Here is a 25,418-nt window from a genome sequence, read left to right as displayed (position 1 = left end):
CATGAACAACTCCGTATCCAGCACGGTCCGATTGCTCGGGGCGGGCCTGCGCGCCCTCCTCGTGCTGACCCTGGTCACCGGCGTCATCTACCCGCTGGTCGTCACCGGCGTCGCCCAGGCGCTGTTCCCCGGCAAGGCGAACGGCTCCGAGATCAAGTCGGACGGCAAGGTCGTCGGCTCGTCCCTGATCGGGCAGTCGTACAACCTGCCGCTGAAGAAGGGCCGGCAGACCCCGGACGCGGACCTGCGGTGGTTCCAGGGCCGCCCCGCCAACGGGCTCGGGAGCAACAGCGTCAACACCCGGTACAGGCTGATCCTTTCGGGCGCGACCAACCTGTCCGCCGACAACAAGGTGCTCATCCAGCAGGTGGAGGACGCCAAGGCCGCCGTCATCAAGGACAACTCGGTCCCCGGGTACACGGTCAAGGCGAGCGAGGTACCGGCCGACGCGGTGACGTCCTCCGGCTCCGGCCTGGACCCGGACATCTCCCCGGCCTACGCCGAGCTCCAGGTCCACCGGGTCGCCGAGAAGAACGGCCTGTCCGTCTCCACGGTGGAGAAGCTGGTCAAGGACCGCACCGACGGCCGCACCCTCGGCTTCATCGGTGAGCCCCGGGTGAACGTCCTCGAACTCAACATCGCGCTCAAGGACCTTGTGACGAAGCACTGATGGGCTTATGCGACACGAACGGGGGTTGGCGGCCGGGAGGCGTCCCGATGCCGCCAACTCCCGTAGCCGTGAAATCGGCTGTCCCATGTCCGGCGCAGCCCGGCCCGACGTACGACAGGAAGGGCAAACACCCATGACCAGGGTGCTCGTGGTGGAGGACGACCCGCAGCTCGTACGAGCCCTCGTCATCAACCTGCAGGCACGTCAATACGGCGTGGACGCGGCGCCCGACGGCGCCACAGCCCTCCGGCTGGCGGCCGCGCGTCAGCCGGACGTGGTGATGCTCGATCTCGGGCTGCCCGACATGGACGGCGTCGACGTCATCAAGGCGCTGCGCGGCTGGACCCGGGTACCGATCCTGGTGCTGTCCGCCCGGCAGGCCTCCGACGAGAAGGTTGCCGCGCTGGACGCGGGCGCCGACGACTACATCACCAAACCGTTCAGCATGGATGAACTGCTGGCCAGGCTGCGAGCCGCGGTCCGCCGTACCGAGGACGTGCCGCTGGTGCCGGAGGCAACCCAGGTCGAGACGGACGGCTTCAGCATCGACCTGCTCGCGAAGAAGGTCGTCCGGGACGGGCGGGACGTGCGGCTGACGCCGACCGAGTGGCACCTGCTGGAGATCCTGGTGACCAACCCGGGCAGGCTGATCACGCAGAAGTACCTCCTCCAGGAGGTCTGGGGCGTCTCACAGAGCAACAAGACCAACTACCTGCGCGTTTACATGGCCCAGCTGCGTCGCAAGCTGGAGACGGACCCGTCACACCCCCGCTATCTGATCACCGAGCCCGGCATGGGCTACCGCTTCGAAGGATGACATGGCACGCGGCAAGCTCCGGATCTACCTCGGCGCGGCACCCGGCGTCGGAAAGACGTACGCGATGCTGTCGGAGGCGCACCGCCGTATCGAGCGGGGCACCGACTGTGTGGTCGCCTTCGTGGAACACCACCACCGGCCGCGCACCGAGGTGATGCTGCACGGCCTGGAACAGGTGGCGCGCAAGGAACTGGAGTACCGGGGCGCGACCTTCACCGAAATGGATGTGGACGCGGTACTGCGCCGCGCCCCCGCCGTCGCCCTGGTGGACGAACTCGCCCACACCAACGTCCCCGGCTCGCGGAACACCAAGCGCTGGCAGGACGTGGAGGAACTGCTCGCGGCGGGCATCGACGTCGTCTCCACCGTCAACATCCAGCACCTGGAGTCGCTGGGTGACGTGGTCGAGTCGATCACCGGGGTGCGGCAGCGGGAGACCGTGCCGGACGAGGTCGTACGACGTGCCGATCAGATCGAGCTGGTCGACATGTCCCCGGAGGCGCTGCGCCGCCGGATGGCGCACGGCAACATCTACAAGTCGGACAAGGTCGACGCGGCTCTCTCCAACTACTTCCGGCCCGGAAACCTCACCGCCCTGCGTGAACTGGCGCTGCTGTGGGTGGCCGACCGGGTCGACGAGTATCTCACCGAGTACCGCAGTGAACACCGGGTCTCGACGATCTGGGGTTCGCGTGAGCGGATCGTGGTCGGGCTGACCGGCGGCCCGGAGGGGCGGACGCTGATCCGGCGGGCCGCGCGGCTGGCGGAGAAGGGGGCCGGCGGCGAGGTGCTCGCCGTCTACATCTCCCGCAGCGACGGGCTGACCTCGGCCTCCCCGAAGGAACTGGCCGTCCAGCGCACCCTGGTGGAGGACCTCGGCGGCACCTTCCACCAGGTCGTCGGCGACGACATCCCGGCCGCCCTGCTCGACTTCTCCCGAGGGGTGAACGCCACCCAGATCGTGCTCGGTGTCTCCCGGCGCCGAGGCTGGCAGTACGTCTTCGGACCGGGCGTCGGCGCCACCGTCGCGCGCGAGTCGGGCCCCGACCTCGACGTCCACCTCATCACCCACGACGAGGTCGGCAAGGGCCGCGGACTGCCGGTGGCGCGCGGAGCACGTCTGGGACGAGCCCGGGTCGTGTGGGGCTGGTTCGTCGGGGTGCTCGGCCCCGTCCTGCTCGCCTGGCTGCTCACCAGCGCCGTTCCGGATGTCGGTCTCGCCAACGACATGCTGCTGTTCCTCAGCCTGACGGTGGCGGCGGCCCTCGTGGGCGGCCTCTTCCCCGCGCTGGCCTCCGCCGTGGTCGGCTCGCTGCTGCTCAACTGGTTCTTCACCCCACCAGTCCACACCCTCACCATCGCCGACCCGAAGAACATCGTCGCCATCGCGATCTTCGTCGGGGTAGCCCTGTCCGTGGCCTCGGTGGTGGACCTCGCGGCCCGGCGCACCCACCAGGCGGCCCGGCTGCGCGCCGAGTCGGAGATCCTCTCCTTCCTCGCCGGGAACATCCTGCGCGGCGAGACCACGCTGGAAGCGCTGCTGGAACGGGTCCGCGAGACCTTCGGCATGGAGTCGGCGGCCCTGCTGGAGCGGATCGACGAGACGACCCCCTGGACCTGCGCCGGCAGCGTGGGACCCCGGCCGGCCGAGGCCCCGGAGGACGCGGACGTGGACGTAGCGGTCGGCGACCACATGGCCCTGTCCCTGCGCGGGCGGGTGCTGCCGGCCGCCGACCGCAGGGTGCTGGCCGCGTTCGCCGCGCAGGCCGCGGTCGTCCTGGACCGCCAGCGCCTGCAGCGCGAAGCCGACCGGGCCAAGGAACTGGCCGAGGGCAACCGCATCCGCACCGCCCTGCTCGCGGCCGTCAGCCACGACCTGCGCACCCCGCTCGCCGGAATCAAGGCCGCGGTGTCCTCGCTGCGCTCCGACGACGTCGAGTGGTCCGAACAGGACCAGGCCGAGTTGCTGGAGGCCATAGAGGAGGGCGCCGACCGCCTCGACCACCTCGTCGGCAACCTTCTCGACATGTCCCGCCTGCAGACCGGTACCGTCACCCCCATCATTCGGGAGACCGACCTGGACGAGGTCGTCCCCATGGCGCTCGGCGGGGTCCCCGAGGACAGCGTGGAGCTGGACATCCCGGAGACGCTTCCCATGGTGTACGTCGACCGGGGGCTGCTGGAGCGGGCCGTCGCCAACGTCGTCGAGAACGCCGTCAAGTACAGCGCGCCGGGGGAGCGGGTCCTGGTGTCGGCGAGCGCCCTCGCCGACCGGGTCGAGGTACGGGTCGTCGACCGCGGACCTGGCGTCCCCGACGAGGCCAAGGAACAGATCTTCGAACCCTTCCAGCGGTACGGGGACTCACCCCGCGGTGTCGGCGTCGGTCTCGGTCTCGCGGTCGCCCGCGGCTTCGCCGAGGCCATCGGCGGCTCCCTCGACGCCGAGGACACTCCCGGCGGCGGCCTCACCATGGTCCTCGCGGTACCGACGGCACCGGAGCGCGAGCGGCCGAAGCAACCGGACCTGCCGACGGCGGCCGGCTCCTGAGGGGCATCGCCGACGGGGCTCGGTGGGCGGTGGAGAAACACCGACGTACGCCTGCTCATGCACGGTTCCCGCAGGGGCGCCTCTGAGCAGGCGAAACCTCCATGCCGACGCTCCGGGGTCGGTGCGGTCCGGCGTCGGTTTCGGGACGGCCCGCCCCAACCTTCCGCGACATCGGCGAACCCCGCCGACGACAGCAGTACGCACAGGGGCGAGTCAGTCGCTCAAGCCCGCCCGGTTGCCCTTTCGGGGCGCATCTCGGCTGACCCCCGTCGGGATGCGCAGGGCGATGCCGTCGAGGACGGCCCGGTCGTTGCGGGCCGGGCGCGGGAGAACGTCGATGTTGCCCCAGTTGGTCCGTGCGCGGATCTTGACGGTGTCCGCGGTCTGCTCCGGCGCCTGAGAAGCGGCGAGCGTGTTGCGTACCTTCCCGTGGTTGTAGCTGATGTCGAGCCAGGCGACGGTGCTCTCGCGGATGCCGACCTCGACGGAGCCGTTGGTGGTCTGCAACTGGACTTCGCAGCGGGCGACTTCGGCGATGCGCAGGTAGCCGTTGGTCGTGGTGCCGACGGTCGTGACGCCGTTCGATTTCTTCAGGACGGCGGGGCCGTCGAAGAGGCCGACGCGCACGGTGCCGGTGCTGCTGATGATCTCGGCCGCGCCTTCGGCCCGGTCGACGGTGCTCAGGCCGTGCGACGGCTTCAGGTGCAGCGGGCCCATGGTGTCGAGGCGGTGCCGCCACGTCCGAGCAGATTTGGCCCTGGGCGTGGTGACGGTCAGGACGCCGCCCGCGTGCGCGATCTCGGTCTGGTCGGCCGCCCGTACGTCGAGGTCCTTCTCGGGGTCGCGGGGCCGCACCTCGACGATGGTGTCGAGGCGGTCGCCCGCGACGACGCGGATGGAGCCGGCGTACACGTAGGCGGTGACCGAAAACGCTTCGGGAGTGTCGAAAGAAGGCATGGCTGTACCGTCCTCATGGGCCCTTGGAGCGTCCCCGCTGGTGGGACGTGGTGTGGATGAAGTGCTGTGCTCCGGGGCGGGCGCTGCTACCGCACCCAGCCCGTGAAGCTCCGTCCGAGGGTGTGGGTCCGTTCCGTCGCGCACGGCCGCGTGCCTTTGTCGACCGCGGCCGACACCGCCCGCACCAGCCATGCGTTGACCGACAGGCCCTCGCGGCTCGCGGCCTCCTCGGTGCGTGCCTTGAGACGGGCTGGCGGCCGGAGATTGACGCGGGTGGTGCCCCCCTCGTCACCGTCGGCGGGGGCCGGAGCCGTGAGCGGTCCCATGGGCGCGGTGGGCTCCACAGGGGCACTGCCGGCGGGCGGCAGCGTCACCACGAAGCCGGGGTCCAGCCCGCGCAGCCGTACGTCGACGAGCCAGGGCGTTCGCGGGTGATCTCGGCCATCGCGGCGGAGAGCACGTTGAGCATGGTCAGGCGAGTCGCCGACTCCACCTGGCCGCTGTTCAGCCGCAGCCGCCAGGCGCTCCGGCGGTGCACGGCCGAGAGGTGGCCTCAAACCTGGACGGCGCACCGCCTCTGACGTTGCCGTTGCATGCCCTCCCCCCAGGTCGTCAGCATCCCGTCAAGGTCCTCCCGGCCACCGTCAGTGTCTCGTCAGGGCACATTGGGAAGCCGGGGGCGCCGGGCATAACGTCGAAGGCGAGCCCCGGCCCGCCTCCCCGCGCCCGGGGCATCCCACATCGATCGCCTTTCGGGAGGCACCCCGTGGCACAACCCCTCTACGACGACGACCCCGAGCCCTCCGATCGACACCCGGCCGGCCCCCTGTACGTCCCGGTCCGGTCGGGCCCTTCCGGGTGTGCGGCCCGGCTCTTCCGCACACCGCTCGGCAACCGTACGGCCGTCGGCTTCACCTCCGAGCGCAGGCTGACCGCCACCCTCGGCCCCCACCAGGCGTGGACCCGACTCGCCGAACCCGCCCTGCGCGCGCTGACCGCCCCGCTCGGCATCACCACGGTCACGGTGGACCCGCAGTTCACCGCCCCGGCTCCGGGGCCAGTCACGTCGGTCACCCACGAGATCCCCGCCCTGCGGGCAGCCTGAGAGGGGAAGCCCCGATGACCACGGTCCACGAACCCACCACCTCTCCACCACGACGGCCGATCTGTCGCTGTGGCCCACCTCGACCACCGAGCGCCGGCCCGGCGACCTCGCCGTGGGCGGCGTCCCGCTCGCCGAGGTCGCCGACCGCTTCGGCGCCCCCGTCTACGTCCTCGACGAAGCCGAGGTCCGCGACCGCTGTCGTACCTACCGGGACGCCTTCCCGGACACCGAAGTCAGTAGCCAGCAGAAATGGAACCTGAGAGGTGGGGCACGTCAACCCCCAAACCTGCAGCAGACCCATCTTCGCCGCCTGTCTGCTGGTAGGGCCGGCAATCGAGCGCTGGGCAGCTTGAGGGAACGCCGGACGCCCTGTCAATGCAGTGCTTCCGAGAGACGGACGAAGGTGTGGCCGGTGGCTTGGAGAAGGGGGATGGCGTCGGCGATGCCGCGGGCGGTGCCCCCGTCGGGGTGGTTCATGTGGCAGATGACGATGGAGCCGGCGGGCGCGGACGCGACGGTCGTACGGACCTGTTCGTGGGTGAAGGTGGCGCCGGCGTCGCCGTTGACGGAGAAGCTGACGAACCGCTCGCCCAGGTCGGTGACGATCCGGGCCGCCACGTCGTCGCAGTACGCGGTGCCGGAGCGGAAGAAGCGCGGCGGAGTCCCCAGCAGGCGGGTGAGCTCGGCGCGGTTGCCGACGATCTCATCGTAGACCTCGGCGGCGCTGCGGGTGCCGGGGATGCCGTAGGCGGAACGCCCGGTGACCGACAGGGGACGGTGCCGGGTGCCGTGGTTGGCGATCTCGAACAGCGGCTCAGCGGCCAGGCGCCGGAAGACAGCCGGATTGGCGCCGATCCAGCGGGAGTTGATGAACAGGGTCGCCGGTACCTCCCGTCTGCGCAGGAAGTCGATGAGGGCCCGGTCGTAGCCGCTGCCTCCCGGACCCCCGCAGGCGTCGAATGTCAGCGCGATCTGATGCTCTTTCGCAGTGGGTAGCGCACGCACCACGCCGGGAGCGTCGAAGCCCCAGGTGTGCGGCACGGTGTGGCCGTAGCGGGCCACGATGTCGGCACGGGTGGCTGCGGGGACGGCCCGGTGTGCCGTGGACGAGGGGTGCGCCGGGATACTCGTGGCGGTCGCCTGCGGCGCTTTGGGTGAGGCGGCGGAGGTGGTCGTGCCGCTCGTCCCGGCCTGCGGGCCCGCGCAACCGGCGAGCACGCCTCCCGCCATGGCCGCCAGTACCGCCCGGCGACTGGATTTCATCCGCGGCCCCATCTGGTCGAAGTCACCGAGAGGCAGCCGCCCCCCGCACGGCAACCGTACGCGGGGAACGATCACCTCCGGGAAAAGAGAGGTAAGGGATCGCCAGCAATCCTTCGTGGATCATTTGCTCCCGGCACGCCGGGTAGCGATCACACGCGGCTTCGGCGTGCGGGCGGGCAGACCGGCGCGAGAATCACAGAGCGGAGTGTTCCAGGGGTCTGCTGCACGATCGGGTGACATCTGAACTGGCTTGCCCTGTAGGGGGGTGGGAAGGGTGTCGCTGTGCCCGAGCCTTATCCGGAAGATTTCCGCGAGGACGTCGTGCGGGTCGCGAGGAACCGCGGCCCGGGTGTCACGGTGGAGCAGGTGGCCATCGACTTCGGGGTCCACCCGATGACGCTGTGGAAGTGGCTGCGCGGGGCGGATATCGATGACGGGACCAAGCCCGGGGTGACGAGCCAGGAGAGCGCGGAACTGCGGGAAGCACGACGGCGGATCAAGCTGCTGGAGCAGGAGAACGAGGTCCTGGTTCACTGAGTTGGTTGTCGACTGCCACGATCCGGAGCAGCTCGCGGCCTTCGGGTGCGCGGTCCTGGGCTTCATGGTGATCGACCGGAGCGAGGGCAAGGTCGAGATCGGCTTCTGGGTGCCGACCGTCGAGGAGGTCCGGGCCCGCCAGTTGGCGCCCACTATGGTGTTCATCGGGGTGCTTGAGGGCAAGACCGTGAAGAACCGGCTCCACCTCGACGTCAGCCCGATCGGCGGCACCACCGACGACGAGGTGGACAGGCTGGTCGGTCTCGGCGCCGCCAAGGTGGACGTGGGCCAGGGCCCCGGCCGGAGCTGGGTGGTCATGGCCGGTCCCGAGGGCAACGAGTCCGACGTCCCGCGCACTGGATGAATGAGTCCGATTCTGTGCTGGCCGCGACCATGGCGAAGGACGCCCGTTGGCTCGCGAGAAGGCCCCCGGCCCCCCAGCACTCACGCCCCGTAGGCGGAGAAGGCGCGCGCGTGGGCGTGCCGGAGGAGGACTTCGCGATGACTCGCATCCGCCGCCGCATGCTGGACAACCGCGCCGCCGCAGCCGACGCAGGCCCGCCGCAAGGCCCTCGCGGCACCGTGCGCCAGCGTCGGGCAGCCGACGAAATGCGCTCGCGGAGTGACGTATGCGCGGAGCGTGCTCAGCGGGCCAGGCCGTGACGGTCGGCCGGTTCGGACGGGGCTGATCCGTCGGCACGGGATACGAGGTGTGGCCGGTGCAGATGGCGTGAGGGGGTGCGTTCGATGATCAGGAAGGCGACGTCGTCGGTGAGCTGCTCGCCGGTGTGCGTGAGCAGGTCACGGTGGATCTCGTGCAGCAGGACATCCGGGCTTGACGCGCGAAAGGAAGCGACCCGTTCGGCGAGTGGATAGAAGGCTCCGGTCGGTGAGCGCGCTTCGATTGCCCCATCGGTGTAGAGCAGCAGCATGTCACCTGGTTCCAAGGTGAAACGGTCGGTGCGATCGCTCCCTACGCACAGGGCACGCAGGCCCAGCGGGGGCGCGGGACGGCGGGAGTTCAGGACGGTGATCCGGCCACCGCGGATCAGCAGGGGCGGCGGGTGGCCGCAGTTGAGCATCTCAGCCTGTGGGCCCTGATCGGGTATGTCGATCAGGACAGCGGTGATGAAGCGCTCGTCGGCGTCGTGCGCGGTGCCGGCGACCTCCTCCAGGTTCCGGCAGACGCTCTCCTCGACGGCGGTGACGAGCTCGGGCAGAGACCCGTACCGGTGAGCGCACTCACGGAACGCACCCATCGCCGCCGACGCCTCGTCGACGGAGGCCAGCCCATGGCCCCGGACATCGCCGATGAGTATCCGGGTGCAGGGTTGATCGGCGCGGGTGACCGCCAACAGGTCGCCCCCGATCTGGGCGTCGTCCTCGGCGGCCAGATACAGCCAGGCCACCCGCAAGGGCCCGATCCGGCGGGGTGGGGGCCGCAGCAGAACCCGCTGCGCCGTCTCGGCCACCGACCGCAACCGGCTCAGCTCCCGGGCATGCCGCTCCCGCGCGTAACAGACGAAGACCACCAGAGCCGACAGCACGGCCAGGGCGATCAGCTGCGCCACATGGTTGGTCGTGGTCAGCCCACCGTGGAAAATCGCGATGATCACCAGGGCGACCTCCGCCAGAACCCCGACCAGAGCAGTCAGCCGCGGACCGGCGAAGGAGGCGGTCAACGTCGGCGCGATGACCAGCAACGGCCCCAGATGAACACTGGTACCGATACCGATGTCCGCCACGGCGATGGCCACGATCAGCACCAGGGCCATCGCCAGCAGCCCGCGCCGGTGCTCCGGGAGCCGGCCCCGCCGGATATCCCGTAGACGCATATGACCTTTTTACGCCTTTTTGGTCGCGCAGGCTCTCCCCCCGGACTCCTCACTCGCACGCTACGGCCTGACAGCGCGGGAAGTGATTGCTTCCGGCCCCACGAAAGGCATGACCAGCATATTTCGCCGGTTCCCCGCATCCGAACCTGCAAGGGGGGCATCGGCATCTGGCGCGATTGTTCATGCCTGGAAGTTGCTCAGGGGCGTCCCAGAGCAAGAACGGATGACCAGCTTGCGGTCAACTGCGACACCCGGGCTTACCGACAGAGGCACTTCGTCACACCTCCAGAGTTGGTTGGCCATCGGTAATCGCAGTTGGCCAGCCGAGTACATCGAGTCGGTATCGGCCTTTCCGGCGCTGCGGATCGGTTACGGATCCCTCACCTTCTGGTGGCCGGAGGGTGAGCTGGTCATGATGGCCGAATGACGTTGGCAGCGAGTGCCCTCGCGCAACTGGCGGCCTGGCCCGATCTCACCGAGGCGGAGCCGAGCTGCGGTATTGGTCGAGCCCTCCGTACGGCTCACGGTGAGATCGTCCATTTCCACTCCGACGACCACGTTGACCTGTACCTCACGGCCCGGGCCATCAGGCGGTTCGAAGAACACCTCACGGCAGCGAGCGCCGTCCAGATGGTGCCCGGCTCGCAGTGGGTGACGCTGCGCCTCGATGTCAACGCGGACGTTCATCTCCTCATGACCCTGGTCAGCCTCGCCCTCCAGGCGCATCAGGCGTGGCCGGTTCCGGACGATGTTCCGCGAGCCGAATGCAATGATCATCGCAGCGCGGCAGGTCCGCGTGAGAATCTCGGCGGAGGCTGAGAAACACCTTTCCAGACAGGGTGGAGCTGTGGCTGACAAGGCACGCGAGGACGAGGCCATCCGCGGGGTCGTGGAGCGCCTGACGGACGCTTTCAGCGCGACGCGCAGCCCGGCCGAGGTCGAGGCCGCAGTAACCAAGGTTCACGCGTCCTTCACGGACCGGCCCGTGCGCGAATTCGTACCCGTACTGGTCGAACGCAAGGCGCGGGCACTGTTGAGTAATTCATCCGGCTGATGGTGCCCTAAGGGGTCCTTAGCGGCTGCTTCCGCCCCCTGGTAGGCCGAACATCTGGTAAAGCGAGGATGGCTTCGGGCGCCATGGCGAGCATGAGTGCGGGGCGTGCCATGGAGCTGCTGCGGGCCTGGCCTGGTCTGACCTGGACGGAGGCCAGCTGCGGCACGGGCGCGCCATGTGCTCCCAAGGCTGTGAGATCGTGCATTTTCAATCCACCAGCGACGCCGACCTGCATCTGACCGGGCGGATGATCCGCAGGCTCGGAGATCAGTTGAGACGATCCACTGCGATACGGCTGTTGGCCGAGTCGCAGTGGGCGACGGTGCACCTGGACGACGACGCGGACACCGACACCCTGCTGTCGCTGGTCAGCGCCGCCCTGCAAGGCGCACACGGCGTGCGCCGGAGTGGCACCGGGACGCAACTGGAACCGGGTGACCTTCCCCGACCGAAGAGATGGCCTGGTTTCCTGAGGCCGACAACGGCCAGGCCCCGTTCAGCGGCGGCCATGCTGACCGGCTCCTCGGGCAACGACAGGTTCTTCCTCTGCCTCCCTGCGTCCGAGCAGGCCGCAAGTGTCACTCGGCGACCGGATTCCCGGGCGAACCTGTCACTGTCGTCGTCCGCCGGTGCTCGGGCGGCTGGGAGAGGAGGGTGATTCTCGCGTGGACGGACTGCCCGTCGGGGTGGTGGAGAGTGTGACTGATCAGTTCGGCGCTGGTCAGACAGCGCAGCGCGCGGTGCAAGGTCTCGGGCGAGGTGCCCAGGGCTCCAGCTGCGCTGTGCAGAGGCAGGTCCACGGTTCGGGCCAGGTGAGCCCTGACCGGGGCCTGGGTGGCCAGCTCCAGCAGGAGCCCGGCCAGCAGCCGGCCGTGGGGGGCCAGACGGGCCCGTGCTGCCCAGTCCACAACCCAGTCCTCGGACTCCAGCAATCGCATGGGTTGTCTCCTGTCTCTGCCTGAGTGGGGCCCGCCGGACTGCACCTGCTGTTCATGGTGTCCGGGTGCGGTGGCGGTGCGCGCGGTGCGCGGTCCGTCCGGGCGACCAGGAGACGAGGCCAGGGCGGACGGGGATGTGACGGTCAGCTGTCCAGGCGGCGCGACCCGAGGCGAGACAGCCGACGCGTGGGCGCTCCGCGGGCCGCAGGTGCAGTTCATGGACGCCGCGTATGGCGGCAGGTGGCCCGGCCGGCGAGGGGCCGAGACCGCCCGACCACCGCTCACTCGGGGCGGTTGCGGGACAGCCCGTACGAGCTCGTGCACGGTAGGCAGTGAGGCGTCGGGCTCTTGATCGTTGATCATGGTCGTGTGGTGGGGATTGCGACTCGTGCAGTGATCATCGGCAACCGACGGATCACGGGTCTGACGGCCGATGTGATTGCTGAACTCGTTGCTGAGATCGGCCCGTTGTGGCACGAGCGCCGCCAGGCCGGGCTCGCCTCCAGGCAGCGGAAGCGGGAAGCGGGCGCCGGTGCAAGCACCGGCTGGTCTTCGTCGACCGGCTGCTCGCCAGCCTGGCTCGCCAGGCAGGGCTGGTCAAGCTCCTGGCCGACGGACCCGCGGTCGAGATCCTCGCCGATGCCAGCTACCGGCGCCGCCGGGACGCCGAGCTGACGCGGCGGTGTCGTGGCGCGTCCCTGGTACGTGACGCGCCACGTTCTTCGCCTCCGAAGCGGCCCGCGAACTTGCCCACCGCCAACTCCCCGCCCCAGCCTGTAGGGCCGGGGGCGGCACCGCACGCACAGACCGGCAATCCGCCTGTCCGCGGCATGTCCGTCCGTGGCCCCATCGCAGGCCGGAAGCCATGGCGGCTGCCACGGTGAACTGCTGCGCTGTCCGCGGCCTGCCCTGCCAACACGGAGAAGTGAGGAAGTGCCTTCGGACGCCGCCTTGCAGACAGCAGCTGCTGGACTCGCTTTGAGGGGCGTTAGCCGTCACCGTCGACTTCCGGCGCTGGTTCCGTCGTGGTGCCGACGAGGCTTCCGGCGACGATGCGGGGAAGGTTGTGCGGGGCTGGTGGAGCGCTTGTGGGCGACGACATCGGCACCACTTCCTGGCGTTCGACGGGGACGTCTGCGTGTCGCCACACCGTAGGAAGGCGCAGGTCAGAGGCGTATGCGGTGGGACACCATACTTATGGGCACAGGAATGCGTGCGGCAACCATGAAGGGTCCCAGTCGCCGGGGCCGCACGGGGGCCGTTCGCAGGGCCCGGGAGCCTCGCGTCCTGCTCACGCCATGACCGGAGAGCCCCGCGTCTTGCTCACGCCGCGTGTCGGGCGCACGCTGGTGGCATGGGCGTCCAGGAGAGCCCCACGCTCATCATGTCCGTGCAGCGTGCCTTCCGACTGCTGGAGGCGGTGAGCGCGCACGAGAACGGCGCGCCCGCGAAGCAGCTGGCACGTGAGACGGGGCTGCCCCTGGCCACCGCCTACCACCTGCTGCGGACGATGACCCACGACGGATACCTGCGGAAGCTGGCCGACGGCGGCTTCGTCCTCGGTGACAAGGTGCACACGCTGCACACCACGGGCCGTACCCAGGCGCTGCTCAGCCGCGTCCGGCCGGCGCTCGCCGCGCTGCGTGACGAGCTGACCGCCGCCGCCTACCTCACGTTCTACGAGGGCGGCGAGATCAGCGTCGCCGAGATCGTCGACGGACCTCGCGCGCCCCGCGTCGACCTCTGGGTGGGATTCGAGGAGGCGGGACACGCCACCGCGCTGGGCAAGACCGTCCTGCGCGAACTGGACGAGGAGTCCCGCCGTGACTACCTCTCCCGGCATGATCTGGCCGATCTGACGCCGCGGACCGTCACCAGCCTGCCCGAGCTGCTCCGGAACCTCGACGCCTCTCCCATGGCACCGGCCGTCACGGACCTTGAGGAGTACGCGCTGGGCACGGTGTGCATCGCCGTGCCCGTCCACCGCGGCGACGTCCTCGGCTCGCTGGGCGTCTCGCTCCCGGTGGAACGGCTCTCCCGCCTCCCGCAGGCCCGGGGCCGGCTGCTCCTGACCGCGGACCGCGTGACCAGAGGTCTCTCGCTCACTATCTGAAAACCCTCTCCTTGTGGCATGCCGACCGAACCCCGTTTCCTGAATGAAACGGACAAGTCGGGCTTAGGGGCCGTACAGGTGAGGATTGCGGACAGGGACATGAGGCAGGCGGGTGACCATGGTGGCAAGCGCCGGCCGTTGCGGCCGCTCAGGAAACCAGGGGCCGGTCCGGGGACACCGGTCCCCAGGCGCGCCGCCTCGCAACTGGCCGCCGGAATGCCGGTGGCGCCGGTTCTGATCGTCTCCGGCGTCGCGCTCGTCGACGTCTTCGCCGACCCCGGCATGTTCTGGCTGCCGCTGCTGGCGGCCGGGCCGGCCCTGGCCGCCAGTACCAACGGTCCCCGAGGTGTCCTGTGCGTGGGACTCCTCGCCGCGGTGCTGGGCGCCGCCCTCGGCGTCAGGGAGGCGGGTCCGGGGCACGAACTGGCGGCCATGCTCGCGGCGCTGCTGGCCGTCACCCTGGCGAGCGCCCTGTCCAGCGCGCTGCGCGGTCGCCGGGAACGGGTGCTCGCCGCCGTCCGCTCGGTCGCGGAGGCCGCCCAGCACGCCGTGCTCAAGCCCATACCGCGGACCGTCGGCCCGTTCCGGGTCGCGGTCCGCTACAGCGCGGCCGCGGCCGAGGCCCGTATCGGCGGCGATCTCTACGCCCTGGTGTCCACCCCGCACGGGGTGAGGCTGATCGTCGGCGACGTACGCGGCAAGGGGCTGCCGGCGGTGGAGATCGCGGCACTCGTCCTCGGGGTCTTTCGCGAGGCCGCCTATGACGAGCCCGACCTCCTCGCCGTCGTCGGCAGGATCGAGCGGAGCCTGGCACGCAACCTCGGCCCCGACGACTTCGTCACCGCGGTGGTCGTCGGGCACCCGCTCGCCGGCCAGCTCGAGGTGGTCAACTGCGGCCACGCCTCCCCGCTGCTGATATCCCGGTCCGGGGACGTCGTCGCGGTCGAGGCCGCCCGTCCGGCTCCGCCCCTCGGCCTGCGCGCCCTCGTCGGTGAGCCCCCCTGTCTGGAGATCCTGCCCTTCTCCGAGGGCGATCAGCTGCTGCTCTACACCGACGGCGTCGTCGAGGCCCGCGACCGCGCCCGTGAGTTCTACCCGCTGGCCGAAAGGGTGGCCCGCCATGTGTCCGACGAACCGGAGCACATCCTCTCGGCGGTCCACGACGAGCTGCTGGCACATGTGGGCGGCCGGCTGCACGACGACGCGGCGCTGCTCCTGCTCCGTATGCAGACCGTGGGCGAACCGGTCCCGACCGCATCGAAGGCACGGGAAAAGGCCGTCCCGGGACCGGCAGGCCAGAGCCAGGACGGCCGGGACGGCCAGGACGGCCGCGGAGCCGTTCCCGTGGTCTCGCGCAGCTGATCCGCCGCCGTCAGCCAGGACGGCGGGAGCCGGCCGGCCGCGCGGACGGACCCCGCGTTCTCAGCGGCGAACAGGCCGCTGACGGGAAGGCTGAAGGGAAGAAAGCCGGCGTCGGTTCACACCGCGACGAGATCGGCCCACCGGGTGATCGCGCCCGGCCGCGCCTCCACGCCGTACCGAGTCGCCAGCGCGTGGACGATCTCCTCGCCCCGGCCGTGCTCGTCCGGGTCGATCCCCGCGGGCTGCTCTCCCGCCGTACGCGCGGGACCCGCGTCGGTGACTTCGATGCGCAGAGTGCCGAGTCCGCCGTCCAGCAGCCACGAAAGCCGCAGCACCGCCGGGGGCAGGGCATGGACGATCGCGTTGGTGAGCAGTTCCGATATCACCAGCAGCGCGTCCTCGACGACGTCCGGGGACACCTTCCAGGCGGCCAGGACCGCACCCGCGCGTCGGCGTACGTCCGGTACGGCACCGGCGACGGGCGGCATCGGGAAGACCTGTTCGCTTGCCCCCCGCACCCGCGTGTTGAGCTGTACCGCCATCTCGTGTCTCCAGGGGTCAGTGTCACAGGCCCGGCATCTCGTGCCTCGGCACGCTGCCAGGCCTTCAAGCACGTTAAGGAGGCGCGCCGGGTCGGTCAATGAACGTGGGTCGGCATTACCGAACGCCGCCCTCTCCGCCGCGCCGCCGGGGCCCCGTGCCCGTACGGCGGACCGCCCGAGACGGTAATAAGCTCGCTTCATGGCCGGTCCGGTCCAGTCGATCGAACGGGCGGCCGCGATTCTGCGCCTGCTCGCCGCTGGGCCTCGCCGACTCGGACTCGGGGAGGTGGCGGCCTCCCTCGGGCTGGCCAAGGGAACCGCCCACGGCATTCTGCGCACGCTCCAGCACGTGGACTTCGTGGAGCAGGACGCGACGACCGGGAAATACCAGCTCGGAGCCGCCCTGCTGCACCTCGGCACGAGCTACCTCGACGTCAACGAGCTGCGGTCCCGATCCATCAACTGGGCCGACGCCCTGGCCGCCCGCAGCGGGGAAGCGGTGCGCCTGGGCACCCCCCTGGAAGGCATGGTCCTGGTCGTCCACCACGTGTTCCGGCCGGACGACACCCTCCAGACCCTGGACGTGGGCGCGCTGCTGCCCCTGCACGCCTCCTCGCTGGGCAAGGTGCTGCTGGCCTACGGGACCGCGCCCTTCGACTCCGCCCTGGAGTCGGGGCTGGACGCGTACACGCGGCACACCCTGGTCACCCGGGAACAGCTCACCCGGGCACTCGCCGAGGTCCGGGAACAGGGCTGGGCCGTCGAGAACCAGGAGATGAGCATGGGCGAGGCGGGGCTCGCCGTGCCGATCCGGGGGCATGGCGGCCTGGTCGTCGGCGCCATCGGTCTGTCCGGTCCGGTCGAGCGGATCTGTGACAGCCAGGGGCGCCCCAAGCCCAGCCTGATCACACTGATCCGGGAGGCCGCACGGGCGATCTCCAGAGACCTGGGCGCCGCCCGCTGGTAGACCCCAGCTTCCTCCGCGACCCATCGGAAGGCGGACCCGATCATGGTGGAGCGTTATGTGATGTCCATCGATCAGGGCACCAACTCCACGCGATGCATCCTGTTCGACCGGGGCGGCCGGCTGGTGTCCGTCGCGCAGCGCGAGCACCAGCAGCACTTCCCGAGGCCCGGCTGGGTCGAGCACGACGCCGTCGAGATATGGCACAACCTGCGGCGTGTGGTCTCCGAGGTGCTGACCGGCTCCGGTGCGACCGTCGACGGGGAACAGGTCGCCGCCATCGGCCTGGCCAACCAGCGGGAGACGACGGTGCTCTGGGACCGGCGAACGGGTACCCCGCTGGGCCGGGCACTCGTCTGGCAGGACATGCGCACGGCGCCGCTGGTCGAGGAGCTCAGGCAGCGGCCCGGCGAGGAGTTCTTCCTGGACCGGTGCGGCCTGCCGCCCTCCACCTACTTCTCGGCGCTGCGGATCCGCTGGCTGTTCGACCACGTCAAAGGCCTCGAACAGCGCGCGAAGGACGGCGAGGTGCTGTTCGGCACCATGGAGAGCTGGCTGGTCTGGAACCTCACCGGCGGCGTCGACGGCGGTCTGCACATCACCGACGCCACCAACGCCAGCCGCACCATGCTGATGAACATCCACACGCTCACCTGGGACGAGGAACTCCTGGCGTTCTTCGGCGTGCCCCGTGCGATGCTGCCCGAGATCAGATCCTCCGCGGAGACCTACGGCGAGGCCAGCGCGCTGCTGCCCGGCGTTCCCATCACGGCCGCGCTCGGCGACCAGCAGGCGGCGCTCTTCGGCCAGACCTGCTTCTCCCCGGGCGAAGCCAAGTGCACGTACGGAACGGGCAGCTTTCTGCTGCTCAACACCGGCACCGATGTCGTACGCTCCCGGCACGGACTGCTCACGACGGTCGCCTACAAGATCGGGGACCGGCCGCCGGTCTACGCCCTGGAGGGATCGATAGCCGTCACCGGCGCGCTGGTCCAGTGGTTCCGTGACCGACTGGGGCTGATCAGCAGCGCGCCGGAGATCGAGACCCTCGCGCGGACCGTCGAGGACAACGGCGGCTGCTACATCGTCCCCGCCTTCTCCGGCCTGTTCGCACCCCGCTGGCGCAGTGACGCACGCGGCGTCATCGTCGGCCTCACCTCCTACATCACCAGCGGCCACCTGGCCCGGGCCGTTCTGGAGGCCACGGGCTGGCAGACACGTGAGGTCGTCGACGCCATGAACGCCGACTCCTCGGTGGCCCTGAAGGAGCTGAAGGTGGACGGTGGCATGACGGCGGACAACCTGCTGATGCAGTTCCTCGCCGATGTGCTCGACGTGCCCGTCGTCCGGCCCATGGTCTCCGAGACGGTCTCCCTGGGGGCCGGCTACGCCGCCGGACTCGCCGCCGGCTACTGGACGGATCTCGAGGTACTGCGCCGCAACTGGCACCCGGCCGCCCGGTGGCTGCCGGGAATGGACCCCGGCCACCGGCAGTCGGAGTACGACAACTGGCAGCGGGCCGTCGAACGGTCGCTGGGCTGGATCAGATCACCCGGGGCATCCTGAGTGGCTGTAAACGCAGAGGGTTGCGGTTGATTCGCGTGAAAACACGCGAAGGCATTTGTGGTTGTTCTCCTTTCCGGTATCTGTTTTCCGCCGTGCGGTTCCCGTGCCTCCTTTCCACGTCCTGTCCGCTTCCCTTCGGTCTTATGTCGGCCCGGTGGAAGCCGGTCCTGACGACCCTTAGCGTTCTTATGCGGACGCTTTCGCCGGTGATTCAGCACCGGCGGGGCGCGCGAAGAGCGAAGGGGGAACATGTCCGTTTTTCCGTCCAGTGAAATGGCCGCGCAGGTCTTCAGCACTTTGTTCACCGTATTACTGGAGGACGACGACTTCGTGGCGCGGGCCCGGCAGGAGGGGCTCTCGGTCCGGCTCGTCCACACAAAGCCCGACTGCGAGATCTTCGTGTCACCGCAGGGCGGTGTCCGCGTCGGCGAGGAGCAGGCGGGGCCGGCGGCGATCACCCTCCGGATGTCCTGCGACACGGCCCACGCGCTGTGGATGGGGCGACTCCTGGTGCCCGTCGCCATCGCCACGGGCCGGCTCCGGATCCGCGGGAAGGTCGCCAAGGTGCTGGAACTGGTGCCCATGCTGCGGCCCGCGTTCGACCGGTACCCCGATATCGCGGCGGCCGCCGGCATCGGCGCGTGAACCGCCGTAGAGCGGCCCGCCCCGAACACCGAACCAACGCACAAGGAGTGACACCGCACGTGAACACCGCTCTCTCCGAATCCGTGGCCGAGACCGCGCTGAATTTCGACGTACTGCCGAGCGGCGTCGAGCAGTTCCGGGAAGCCGCGCAGGAATTCGCCCGTAACATCGTCAAACCCCGCGTCCAGGACCTGGACCAGAAACCGGCGGCGCATTTCGACTGGGACCTCGTCGGACACGGCCACCGGATCGGTCTCACCCGCGCGGCGATTCCGAAGGAATACGGCGGCCTGGGGGTGGGGATGCTGGGCGTCGCCACCGCGCTGGAGGAGGTGGCCGTGGTCTGCCCGGGCACGGCACTGATCTTCGGCGCCACCCTGCTCGGCCAGGCACCGATCCTGCTGTCCGGCGATCCGCGGCTGCAGGCCCGCTTCCTGCCCCTGTTCTCGGGCGACGAACCGGTCCTCGCCTGCAACGCGGTCACCGAGGAGGACGCGGGCTGCGATCTCATCATCCCCTCCCAGGCCGAGCACGCGCGCAACGTCACGACCGCGGTGAGGGACGGCGACCACTACGTTCTGACCGGCCGCAAGCGGTTCATCACCAACGCCAGGGTCGCCGCGTTCGCCTCCGTGTTCGCCACCATGGAGGGCAGCCGGGGCGCGACCGGACTCACCTCCTTCATCGTTCCCCTCGACCTGCCCGGCGTGGTCCGCGGGCCCGTGGCGGACAAGATGGGATACCGCGTATGCCTGGGCAGCGAACTCGAGTTCCACGGCGTCCGGGTGCCCGCCGAGTACCTGATCGGCGCGGAGGGCGAGGGCATGGCCATCAACATGGCGCAGAGCAACATGGCGCGCGCCGCGGTGGCCGGCATCTCCACCGGGGTGGCACGCAGCGCCCTGGAACAGGCGATCGCCTGGTGCGGCGAACGGGTCCAGGGCGGCCGTCACCTGAAGGACCAGCAGTTCACGGCGGCCAAGCTGGCCGACATGGCCGCCAAGGTCGACGCCGCCCGCCTGCTGTACCTGCGCGCCGCCGACAAGGTCGACAACGAACTGCCGCCGCCGGTCTACGAACCGGCCGCGGCCAAGCTGTTCGCGGACCGGACCGCGATCGACGTCGCGGAGACGGCCCTGTCCCTGCTCGGCGCCCGCGGCTATCTGCGCTCGTACGGCGTGGAGAAGACGATGCGCGACGCGCTGGGCACCCGGATCTACGAGGGCACCCCCGAAGTCCTGGCGCTCGCCATCACCGACAGCCTCTACGCCGGGCGGGACGAGTGGTGAGCGCCGCCGCCCGAGCCGTCGGCGCCGTCTTGCGCGATACCCCGGCCCCCGAGCCCGACGACACCCGGGATCCCCGCGCCCGGCGCTACGCCCAGGACATCATCGAACTCCACGACCGGCTCAGCTACCGGCGGCTGCCCATGGAGTTCAGGGGCGACCCGCTCTCCCTCGTCGAGGACCCGCACGGCGCCCTGGTCACGGTCACGGGCCGCGACAGCCAGTTCCCCTCCCGCTACCTCAAGGGGATGCTGGGGTTCCGCCTGGCCCAGTACCTCCGGCTCGACTGGATCTCCGCCGACGCGGTCCACCGCACCGCCGCCTTCCACGAACCACTGCCGCACTCGCCCGTGGAGAACATCCACACCGTCACGCTGTGCGCGCGCTCCGGGAAGATCCGCGGCTATGTGGGACTGGCCTGCTCGGCGGACACCGAGAGCCTGCCCCTGGACTCCGCGTGCCGCATCCCGTTCCCGACGGAGGCGGCCCACCGCATCGACCTGCTCGCCAGGTACGCACGGCCCGGCCTGGGCACCCACCAGGCCTTCGAGTTCAAGCGCTTCCTGCGGGACCAGACGATGCCACGGGACGAGCAGTACACCCGCGTCCCCTGGCACCTGATGCTCGGCATCGGCGAGGCACTGCTCACACTGGGCGACGACGTGCGCGTCGTACTCGGCGACGCCAAGGAACACGTCGCCCTGCGCCACCTTCGGCTGGTCGGCTTCGACCTGCACGTCGTCGAGGGCACGTCGCCCCACCTCTGCGCGTCGGATCCCATGGCGCCGATCTACCGGCAGACGGTCGTGGCCAAGCCGTTCGCCGCCCCGGTGCCCGCGGACATCGCCTGGTACCGCGACGTGGTCCGCTCCTACCTCGACGGGACGAGCGACCTGGCCTCGTGGCAGGCCGTGATCACCACCCTGGCCGCACACAGGAGGCGTACGGGACACCGTCCCGATCCCGCACGAGGAGGGACCCGCAGGTGACGAGAGGCGACAGGGAGCCGAAGTCCGAGACGTCCGCGGGGGCCATGGCGAAAGCCGGGTTCTACGCCGAACTGACCGCCCGTAACGCAGGCGTGGTGCCCGGGACCGATCAGTGGGCGCTGCGCACGGCCACCGTCCTGGTAGCCGGCTGCGGGTCGATCGGCGGTGCGGCGGTCGAACCGCTGACCCGGCTCGGCCTGCAGAAGTTCGTCCTCGCCGACCCGGGGACGTACGAACTGAACAATCTCAACCGGCAGTCGGCGACCGTCGCCGACCTCGACCGGAACAAGGCCCTGCTGGCGGGGGCCCGGGTGCGGGCGATCAACCCCCACGCCTCGGTCGACGTCTTCACCGAGGGAGTCACCCCGCAGACCGTCGAGAAGCTGACGGCCTCCTGCCAGGTGATCATCGACGGGGTGGACGTCACGACCCCCGAGGGGTGGCGGGCCAAACTCCTGCTGCATCACCACGCCGTGCGGCGCCGGCTGCCGCTGATCACCGGCTGGGACATGGCAGGCACCCAGTACGTCCGCTGCTACGACTACCGGCACGTCCGCGAACCGTTCGCGGGGGCCATCAAACCGCACGACACGGACCGTTACGACATGTGGGAACTGCTGCGCCGGGCCGTGCCGTTGCGGCACGTGCCGACCGACATGCTGGCCGAGATCCGGGCCAACCACGCCCAGACCGACTACAGCTTCCCCCAGGTCGCCTACACGGCCATGGCCTTCGGCGTGATCAGTTCCCACATGGTGGTGCGGCTGCTGACCGGTCAGCGGGTGCGGCCCGAGGTCCGCCTCGATGTGCACCAGAAGGCCAGGCCGTTCGGGGAGCGGTGGCGCACCCGGGCGCGGTGGCCGGTGGAACTGGGGGCGCTGCTGCCGGAACTCCTGCGGCTGGCCCGTCGCCGCGGCGCGGCCTCGTGACGCGGGCCGGGCGAGGCCGTACCGGCGATGCCCGCACGGCCATTTCGACCATGGAGGTGGACATGAGTGTTCGGCGACGCAGCGTGCTGTGGACGTTCTTCTGCTGTGGCCTGGGCGTGGCCATGGTGTCGCTCGACAACCTCGTCGTCATCACGGCCCTGCCGTCGATCCGCGAGGACCTCGGCGGGAGCATCCAGCAGCTTGAGTGGACCGTCAACGCCTACACCCTCACCTACTCGGTGCTCATGCTGACCGGCGCGGCCCTCGGGGACAGGTTCGGCCGGCGGCGGATGTTCGGCATCGGGCTGGGCGTCTTCGTCGTCGCGTCGGCCGGGGCGGCGCTGGCCCCCGGCATCGGCGCCCTGATCGCCGCGCGCGCCGTGCAGGGGCTGGGCGCCGCGCTGTTGATGCCGCTGAACCTGACGATCCTCACGGACGCGGCGCCCGAGCGGCGCCGCGGTGCCCTGCTGGGGGCGATGAGCGCCGTGGAGGGCGTGGCGATCGCCATGGGGCCGCTCCTCGGCGGAGCGGTGGTGGAGCACCTGAGCTGGCAGTGGATCTTCTGGATCAACGTGCCGATCGGGGCGGTGGTGCTGCCGGTCGCCCGCTGGAAGCTCACCGAGAGCCACGGCCCGAGCCCCCGGCTGGACCTGGTGGGCACCGCCTTGGCCAGTGCCGGACTCTTCGGGATCGTCTTCGGCATCATCAACGGTCACGCCGACCACTGGAGCAGCGCGCGCGTCCTGCTGTCGCTGGCCGGTGGCGCGGCCGTCCTGGTCGCTTTCGTCCGCTGGGAGCTGCGGGTCGAACACCCCATGTTCCCGATGAAGTTGTTCCGCCACCGGACCTTCAGCGCGATGAACGGCGCCGGCCTGCTGATGTTCGCCGGCATGTTCGGGTCGGTCTTCCTGCTCACCCAGTTCCTCCAGGGGCCACGCGGCTACACGCCCCTGGAGGCGGGACTGCGGATCCTTCCGTGGACCGCGGTGCCGATTTTCGTGGCGCCCCTGGTGGGCCTCGTCTCCGACCGCGTCGGCGGCCGGACCATCGTCGCGCTCGGCCTGGCCCTGCAGGCCCTCGGACTGGGGTGGATCGCCGCCCGGGTCTCGCCCGAGGTGCCCTATCCGTCGCTGATCCCCGCCCTGGTCCTGTGCGGCCTGGGCATGACCTTCTACTTCACGCCCACCGCGAACATGGTGATGAGCGCGGTCGACGCCGGGGAGCGCGGCATGGCCTCCGGGGCGATCAGCGCACTGCGCGAACTCGGCGGCGTGCTCGGCATCGCGGTGCTCGCCTCGGTGTTCTCCGCGCACGGCGACCTCACCACCCCGGACCGGTTCACGGACGGCATGACTCCGGCGGTGTGGACCGGCGTCGCCCTGATCGCCTGCGGAGCGCTGGCGGTGCTGCTGGTACCGCGGCGCCCTGGCGACGGCAGCACCGCCGGCCCCGAAGCGGCCGTGCCCGGGTGCGTGAGCGACGTGGTCTGACGGTGTGCACGCCACCGGCGTACGAAGCGGCACATGTCCCCATGACACATGCCCGCATGACACATGCCCGCATGACACACATCCGGCCGGAGAGGAGGGAACAGTGACGAGACCACCGATCAGGGTCCTGCTGGTGGACGACCGGTCCATCGCCCGCACCGGAATCCGGTCCGTCCTCGACGAGGACGACGCAATCGAGGTGGTCGGCGAGGTGTCCGACCGGGCGAGCGCGGTGGCAAAGGCCGGTGAACTGCGGCCGCATCTGCTGCTTGCCGGTGCGCTGCCGGACCTCGCCGACGCCGTGGAGCTGGTCGACGAACTGTCCGCGTGCTGCGGCGAAGGGGGGCCCGGCGTCCTGCTCATGGTCCAGGAGGGGGGCGTGGGTGCGCGGCGCGCCCTGCGGGCCGGAGTGCACGGAGTCGTGCTCCACCGGGTCACCCCGGAACAGCTGCTGTCCGCCGTTCGCGTCGTCGCGGCCGGCTACCGGATCTTCTTCGACGAGGAGGGCCCTCGGGCGTGCGGCGGCGGGCGGTTTCCCGAGGCCGCGGAATTCCCTGGTGTCCCCGCGGCGGAGACGGCGGGATTCGAGTCGCTGACCCCGCGGGAGAGAGAGGTGTTCCGGCTGCTGGCGCAGGGGCTGAGCAATACGGAGATCTCCGCGGTGCTGGTGCTGAGCGAAAACACCGTGAAATCCCATGTGCAACGTCTGCTGGAAAAACTGAACCTGCGCAATCGGGTGCACGCGGTCATCCATGCCTATCGAACGGGCCTGATGGCGCTGCCCTGCCCGGAGCCCGTCCGGCGACGGACCTGCTCCAGCGCTCCGGTGGCGCTCCAGTGAGCCTGCCGTGCTCCACGCGAGCCCTGTTGAGCGCACGGCGCTCAACAGGGCTCGTTTCTTTGGCTGTTGGGAAGATCAGTCGCTCGATTCGAGGAGATATCCCCGTCCGCTGGCGGTCCTGACGCGCAGTCCGAGGCAGACCACCTTGCGCCGGATTCTCATGATGTGCAGGTCCAGGGCGTTCTGGCTGGCCGTTCCGCGCCGCGCGCGGAGCAGGGCGATCAGCTCGTCCCGGGCCACGAGCGTGCCGTACCGCTCGACCAGCGGTTGCAGCAGGTCCATCTGGGTCGGTGACACGGGCACCATCCGCCCCTGGTACCGGAGGAGTCCGTCCTGGTCGAGGACGGGGATGCGGTGCGTGTCGGCTCTGGCCCGGAGTGCCGCGACCCGGGCGGCGAAGTCGGCCCTGCTGACCGGCGCCCGGATCCAGTCCTCCCGCGAGTCGCTCGGCACCGGCGGGGTCGCGCCGTTCTCCACCACGAGGAGCCGGAGGATTCCCCGGCGCCGCAACCGCTCCAGTTCCTGCCCCTCGACCGGCCAGCGCAGGACCCGTACGTCCTGGGTGTCTGAGAATAACTGCCCCTCACTGTATTGAGGCACGAATTTTCTTCCCCTTTCGGATGGTTGGAATAATGCGCGGGTCTGTTCGTTTCGATCCCCCTGCGGCATTACTGCTCACTATGCAGTGCCGCCAGGCGTCGCGGCAACAACCGCATTAGCGAGGGCAGTGCCGGGATATCTGCATAAAATAGGACGGATGGCGGGCTGTTAATAGTTCTAATGGTCCTTTGTGTGGTCTCCCGGGGCTTCCCTGGATTTCGTGAGAAAGAATGAGGCGCCGTACGGTTCCGGGCGAGTAGATTTCTCTGGGCGGACCTGCCGAAGAGAACGGTCGGTATTCGAAGACGCCGGGAAATGCATGGAAAAAGCCGAAGACATTCTCACTACCGGGGAATTGCTGATCGCC

Annotated in this window: 25 protein-coding genes and 2 pseudogenes; 20 read left to right on the top strand and 7 right to left on the bottom strand. The window is 70.0% G+C overall.

Going from position 1 to position 25,418, the window contains the following annotated elements; translation table 11 throughout:
• The first annotated feature begins 1 nt into the window (after position 1).
• From AB0P24_RS20215 to AB0P24_RS20205, 3 genes are all read left to right on the top strand, one after another.
• Positions 2 to 670: a potassium-transporting ATPase subunit C gene (locus tag AB0P24_RS20215; RefSeq protein ID WP_365795800.1), complete on the top strand. Its 669-nt coding sequence runs from the start codon at positions 2 to 4 to the stop codon at positions 668 to 670.
• Positions 671 to 803: 133 nt separating this feature from the next.
• A complete protein-coding gene (locus AB0P24_RS20210) occupies positions 804 to 1,487 on the top strand; it encodes a response regulator transcription factor (protein WP_365795798.1) in 684 nt (227 codons plus the stop codon).
• A 1-nt stretch (position 1,488) separates the two neighbouring features.
• Positions 1,489 to 4,035 (top strand): sensor histidine kinase KdpD, encoded by a 2,547-nt coding sequence (locus AB0P24_RS20205; protein ID WP_365795796.1) that lies wholly within the window; start codon positions 1,489 to 1,491, stop codon positions 4,033 to 4,035.
• A gap of 213 nt (positions 4,036 to 4,248) precedes the next feature.
• Here the strand turns inward: AB0P24_RS20205 and AB0P24_RS20200 are convergent, their stop codons facing one another.
• Complete coding sequence (locus tag AB0P24_RS20200) at positions 4,249 to 4,992, bottom strand: hypothetical protein (protein ID WP_365795794.1); 744 nt, start codon at positions 4,990 to 4,992, stop codon at positions 4,249 to 4,251.
• 86 nt (positions 4,993 to 5,078) lie between these two features.
• Positions 5,079 to 5,485: pseudogene (locus AB0P24_RS20195) on the bottom strand (hypothetical protein); the annotation flags it as partial.
• Positions 5,486 to 5,758: 273 nt separating this feature from the next.
• Here AB0P24_RS20195 and AB0P24_RS20190 point away from each other — a divergent pair.
• Together AB0P24_RS20190 and AB0P24_RS20185 are read left to right on the top strand one after the other, a co-directional pair.
• A complete protein-coding gene (locus AB0P24_RS20190) occupies positions 5,759 to 6,097 on the top strand; it encodes an SAV_915 family protein (protein WP_365795792.1) in 339 nt (112 codons plus the stop codon).
• Between the two features lie 14 nt (positions 6,098 to 6,111).
• A pseudogene (locus AB0P24_RS20185) lies at positions 6,112 to 6,332 on the top strand (diaminopimelate decarboxylase); the annotation flags it as partial.
• A gap of 137 nt (positions 6,333 to 6,469) precedes the next feature.
• Here the strand turns inward: AB0P24_RS20185 and AB0P24_RS20180 are convergent.
• A complete protein-coding gene (locus AB0P24_RS20180) occupies positions 6,470 to 7,360 on the bottom strand; it encodes a polysaccharide deacetylase family protein (RefSeq protein WP_365795790.1) in 891 nt (296 codons plus the stop codon).
• Between the two features lie 282 nt (positions 7,361 to 7,642).
• On the opposite strand from AB0P24_RS20180, the gene AB0P24_RS20175 reads away from it, so the two are divergent.
• The gene (locus AB0P24_RS20175; RefSeq protein WP_365795788.1) at positions 7,643 to 7,897 is read left to right on the top strand and encodes a transposase; all 255 of its coding nucleotides are present in this window, start codon (positions 7,643 to 7,645) and stop codon (positions 7,895 to 7,897) included.
• Between the two features lies 1 nt (position 7,898).
• On the top strand, positions 7,899 to 8,261 hold the full coding sequence (locus AB0P24_RS20170; RefSeq protein ID WP_365795786.1) for a VOC family protein: 363 nt from the start codon (positions 7,899 to 7,901) through the stop codon (positions 8,259 to 8,261).
• Positions 8,262 to 8,541: 280 nt separating this feature from the next.
• Here AB0P24_RS20170 and AB0P24_RS20165 read toward each other — a convergent pair whose 3' ends face one another.
• The gene (locus AB0P24_RS20165) at positions 8,542 to 9,732 is read right to left on the bottom strand and encodes a PP2C family protein-serine/threonine phosphatase (protein WP_365795784.1); all 1,191 of its coding nucleotides are present in this window, start codon (positions 9,730 to 9,732) and stop codon (positions 8,542 to 8,544) included.
• A 423-nt stretch (positions 9,733 to 10,155) separates the two neighbouring features.
• Between AB0P24_RS20165 and AB0P24_RS20160 the strand changes: the two genes are divergently transcribed.
• From AB0P24_RS20160 to AB0P24_RS20150, 3 genes are all read left to right on the top strand, one after another.
• Positions 10,156 to 10,551 (top strand): luciferase family protein, encoded by a 396-nt coding sequence (locus AB0P24_RS20160; RefSeq protein ID WP_365795782.1) that lies wholly within the window; start codon positions 10,156 to 10,158, stop codon positions 10,549 to 10,551.
• A 28-nt stretch (positions 10,552 to 10,579) separates the two neighbouring features.
• Complete coding sequence (locus AB0P24_RS20155) at positions 10,580 to 10,786, top strand: three-helix bundle dimerization domain-containing protein (RefSeq protein WP_365795780.1); 207 nt, start codon at positions 10,580 to 10,582, stop codon at positions 10,784 to 10,786.
• Between the two features lie 175 nt (positions 10,787 to 10,961).
• Positions 10,962 to 11,444 (top strand): luciferase family protein, encoded by a 483-nt coding sequence (locus tag AB0P24_RS20150; RefSeq protein ID WP_365795778.1) that lies wholly within the window; start codon positions 10,962 to 10,964, stop codon positions 11,442 to 11,444.
• On the opposite strand, the gene AB0P24_RS20145 is transcribed toward AB0P24_RS20150, so the two are convergent.
• Positions 11,365 to 11,724: a hypothetical protein gene (locus AB0P24_RS20145; RefSeq protein WP_365795776.1), complete on the bottom strand. Its 360-nt coding sequence runs from the start codon at positions 11,722 to 11,724 to the stop codon at positions 11,365 to 11,367. The genes AB0P24_RS20150 and AB0P24_RS20145 overlap by 80 nt on opposite strands.
• A 1,354-nt stretch (positions 11,725 to 13,078) precedes the next feature.
• Between AB0P24_RS20145 and AB0P24_RS20140 the strand changes: the two genes are divergently transcribed.
• Positions 13,079 to 13,837: an IclR family transcriptional regulator C-terminal domain-containing protein gene (locus AB0P24_RS20140; protein WP_365795774.1), complete on the top strand. Its 759-nt coding sequence runs from the start codon at positions 13,079 to 13,081 to the stop codon at positions 13,835 to 13,837.
• Between the two features lie 216 nt (positions 13,838 to 14,053).
• Positions 14,054 to 15,199, top strand: a complete 1,146-nt coding sequence (locus AB0P24_RS20135) for a PP2C family protein-serine/threonine phosphatase (protein ID WP_365795826.1) — start codon at positions 14,054 to 14,056, stop codon at positions 15,197 to 15,199.
• A 116-nt stretch (positions 15,200 to 15,315) separates the two neighbouring features.
• On the opposite strand, the gene AB0P24_RS20130 is transcribed toward AB0P24_RS20135, so the two are convergent.
• Positions 15,316 to 15,741, bottom strand: a complete 426-nt coding sequence (locus AB0P24_RS20130; RefSeq protein WP_365795772.1) for an ATP-binding protein — start codon at positions 15,739 to 15,741, stop codon at positions 15,316 to 15,318.
• Between the two features lie 199 nt (positions 15,742 to 15,940).
• Here AB0P24_RS20130 and AB0P24_RS20125 point away from each other — a divergent pair, with 199 nt between their 5' ends.
• From AB0P24_RS20125 to AB0P24_RS20090, 8 genes are all read left to right on the top strand, one after another.
• Positions 15,941 to 16,708 (top strand): IclR family transcriptional regulator, encoded by a 768-nt coding sequence (locus tag AB0P24_RS20125; RefSeq protein ID WP_365795770.1) that lies wholly within the window; start codon positions 15,941 to 15,943, stop codon positions 16,706 to 16,708.
• A gap of 42 nt (positions 16,709 to 16,750) precedes the next feature.
• Entirely contained in the window at positions 16,751 to 18,271 is a 1,521-nt protein-coding gene (gene glpK, locus AB0P24_RS20120) for a glycerol kinase GlpK (RefSeq protein ID WP_365795768.1), read from the top strand.
• 249 nt (positions 18,272 to 18,520) lie between these two features.
• Positions 18,521 to 18,916 carry an SCP2 sterol-binding domain-containing protein gene (locus AB0P24_RS20115; RefSeq protein WP_365795766.1) on the top strand — a complete coding sequence of 132 codons (396 nt, stop codon included), beginning with the start codon at positions 18,521 to 18,523 and terminating at the stop codon, positions 18,914 to 18,916.
• A gap of 59 nt (positions 18,917 to 18,975) precedes the next feature.
• A complete protein-coding gene (locus tag AB0P24_RS20110; protein ID WP_365795764.1) occupies positions 18,976 to 20,205 on the top strand; it encodes an acyl-CoA dehydrogenase family protein in 1,230 nt (409 codons plus the stop codon).
• 29 nt (positions 20,206 to 20,234) lie between these two features.
• Entirely contained in the window at positions 20,235 to 21,191 is a 957-nt protein-coding gene (locus tag AB0P24_RS20105) for a hypothetical protein (RefSeq protein ID WP_365795762.1), read from the top strand.
• Positions 21,188 to 22,120 (top strand): ThiF family adenylyltransferase, encoded by a 933-nt coding sequence (locus AB0P24_RS20100; RefSeq protein WP_365795760.1) that lies wholly within the window; start codon positions 21,188 to 21,190, stop codon positions 22,118 to 22,120. The genes AB0P24_RS20105 and AB0P24_RS20100 overlap by 4 nt, the downstream gene beginning before the upstream one ends.
• Before the next feature lie 62 nt (positions 22,121 to 22,182).
• Positions 22,183 to 23,610: an MFS transporter gene (locus AB0P24_RS20095; RefSeq protein ID WP_365795758.1), complete on the top strand. Its 1,428-nt coding sequence runs from the start codon at positions 22,183 to 22,185 to the stop codon at positions 23,608 to 23,610.
• 103 nt (positions 23,611 to 23,713) lie between these two features.
• The gene (locus AB0P24_RS20090) at positions 23,714 to 24,451 is read left to right on the top strand and encodes a response regulator transcription factor (RefSeq protein ID WP_365795756.1); all 738 of its coding nucleotides are present in this window, start codon (positions 23,714 to 23,716) and stop codon (positions 24,449 to 24,451) included.
• Between the two features lie 75 nt (positions 24,452 to 24,526).
• Here AB0P24_RS20090 and AB0P24_RS20085 read toward each other — a convergent pair whose 3' ends face one another.
• Positions 24,527 to 25,051 carry a helix-turn-helix domain-containing protein gene (locus AB0P24_RS20085; protein ID WP_365795754.1) on the bottom strand — a complete coding sequence of 175 codons (525 nt, stop codon included), beginning with the start codon at positions 25,049 to 25,051 and terminating at the stop codon, positions 24,527 to 24,529.
• Positions 25,052 to 25,418: the final 367 nt, after the last annotated feature.

This window comes from Streptomyces sp. NPDC086519 (assembly GCF_040686075.1).
GTDB lineage: Bacteria > Actinomycetota > Actinomycetes > Streptomycetales > Streptomycetaceae > Streptomyces > Streptomyces shenzhenensis.
Note: the sequence above shows the minus strand (reverse complement) of the source record. Positions and strands in the feature narration are given on the sequence as shown.

What these genes read in the sequence shown, in the direction of transcription:
- AB0P24_RS20215 (WP_365795800.1), top strand. Translation starts at nt 2, where the DNA reads ATGAACAACTCCGTATCCAGCACGGTCCGATTGCTCGGGGCGGGCCTG.
- AB0P24_RS20210 (WP_365795798.1), top strand. Translation starts at nt 804, where the DNA reads ATGACCAGGGTGCTCGTGGTGGAGGACGACCCGCAGCTCGTACGAGCC.
- AB0P24_RS20205 (WP_365795796.1), top strand. Translation starts at nt 1,489, where the DNA reads ATGGCACGCGGCAAGCTCCGGATCTACCTCGGCGCGGCACCCGGCGTC.
- AB0P24_RS20200 (WP_365795794.1), bottom strand. Translation starts at nt 4,992, where the DNA reads ATGCCTTCTTTCGACACTCCCGAAGCGTTTTCGGTCACCGCCTACGTG.
- AB0P24_RS20180 (WP_365795790.1), bottom strand. Translation starts at nt 7,360, where the DNA reads ATGAAATCCAGTCGCCGGGCGGTACTGGCGGCCATGGCGGGAGGCGTG.
- AB0P24_RS20165 (WP_365795784.1), bottom strand. Translation starts at nt 9,732, where the DNA reads ATGCGTCTACGGGATATCCGGCGGGGCCGGCTCCCGGAGCACCGGCGC.
- AB0P24_RS20160 (WP_365795782.1), top strand. Translation starts at nt 10,156, where the DNA reads ATGACGTTGGCAGCGAGTGCCCTCGCGCAACTGGCGGCCTGGCCCGAT.
- AB0P24_RS20150 (WP_365795778.1), top strand. Translation starts at nt 10,962, where the DNA reads ATGTGCTCCCAAGGCTGTGAGATCGTGCATTTTCAATCCACCAGCGAC.
- AB0P24_RS20145 (WP_365795776.1), bottom strand. Translation starts at nt 11,724, where the DNA reads ATGCGATTGCTGGAGTCCGAGGACTGGGTTGTGGACTGGGCAGCACGG.
- AB0P24_RS20140 (WP_365795774.1), top strand. Translation starts at nt 13,079, where the DNA reads ATGGGCGTCCAGGAGAGCCCCACGCTCATCATGTCCGTGCAGCGTGCC.
- AB0P24_RS20135 (WP_365795826.1), top strand. Translation starts at nt 14,054, where the DNA reads ATGCCGGTGGCGCCGGTTCTGATCGTCTCCGGCGTCGCGCTCGTCGAC.
- AB0P24_RS20130 (WP_365795772.1), bottom strand. Translation starts at nt 15,741, where the DNA reads ATGGCGGTACAGCTCAACACGCGGGTGCGGGGGGCAAGCGAACAGGTC.
- AB0P24_RS20125 (WP_365795770.1), top strand. Translation starts at nt 15,941, where the DNA reads ATGGCCGGTCCGGTCCAGTCGATCGAACGGGCGGCCGCGATTCTGCGC.
- glpK (WP_365795768.1), top strand. Translation starts at nt 16,751, where the DNA reads ATGGTGGAGCGTTATGTGATGTCCATCGATCAGGGCACCAACTCCACG.
- AB0P24_RS20115 (WP_365795766.1), top strand. Translation starts at nt 18,521, where the DNA reads ATGTCCGTTTTTCCGTCCAGTGAAATGGCCGCGCAGGTCTTCAGCACT.
- AB0P24_RS20095 (WP_365795758.1), top strand. Translation starts at nt 22,183, where the DNA reads ATGAGTGTTCGGCGACGCAGCGTGCTGTGGACGTTCTTCTGCTGTGGC.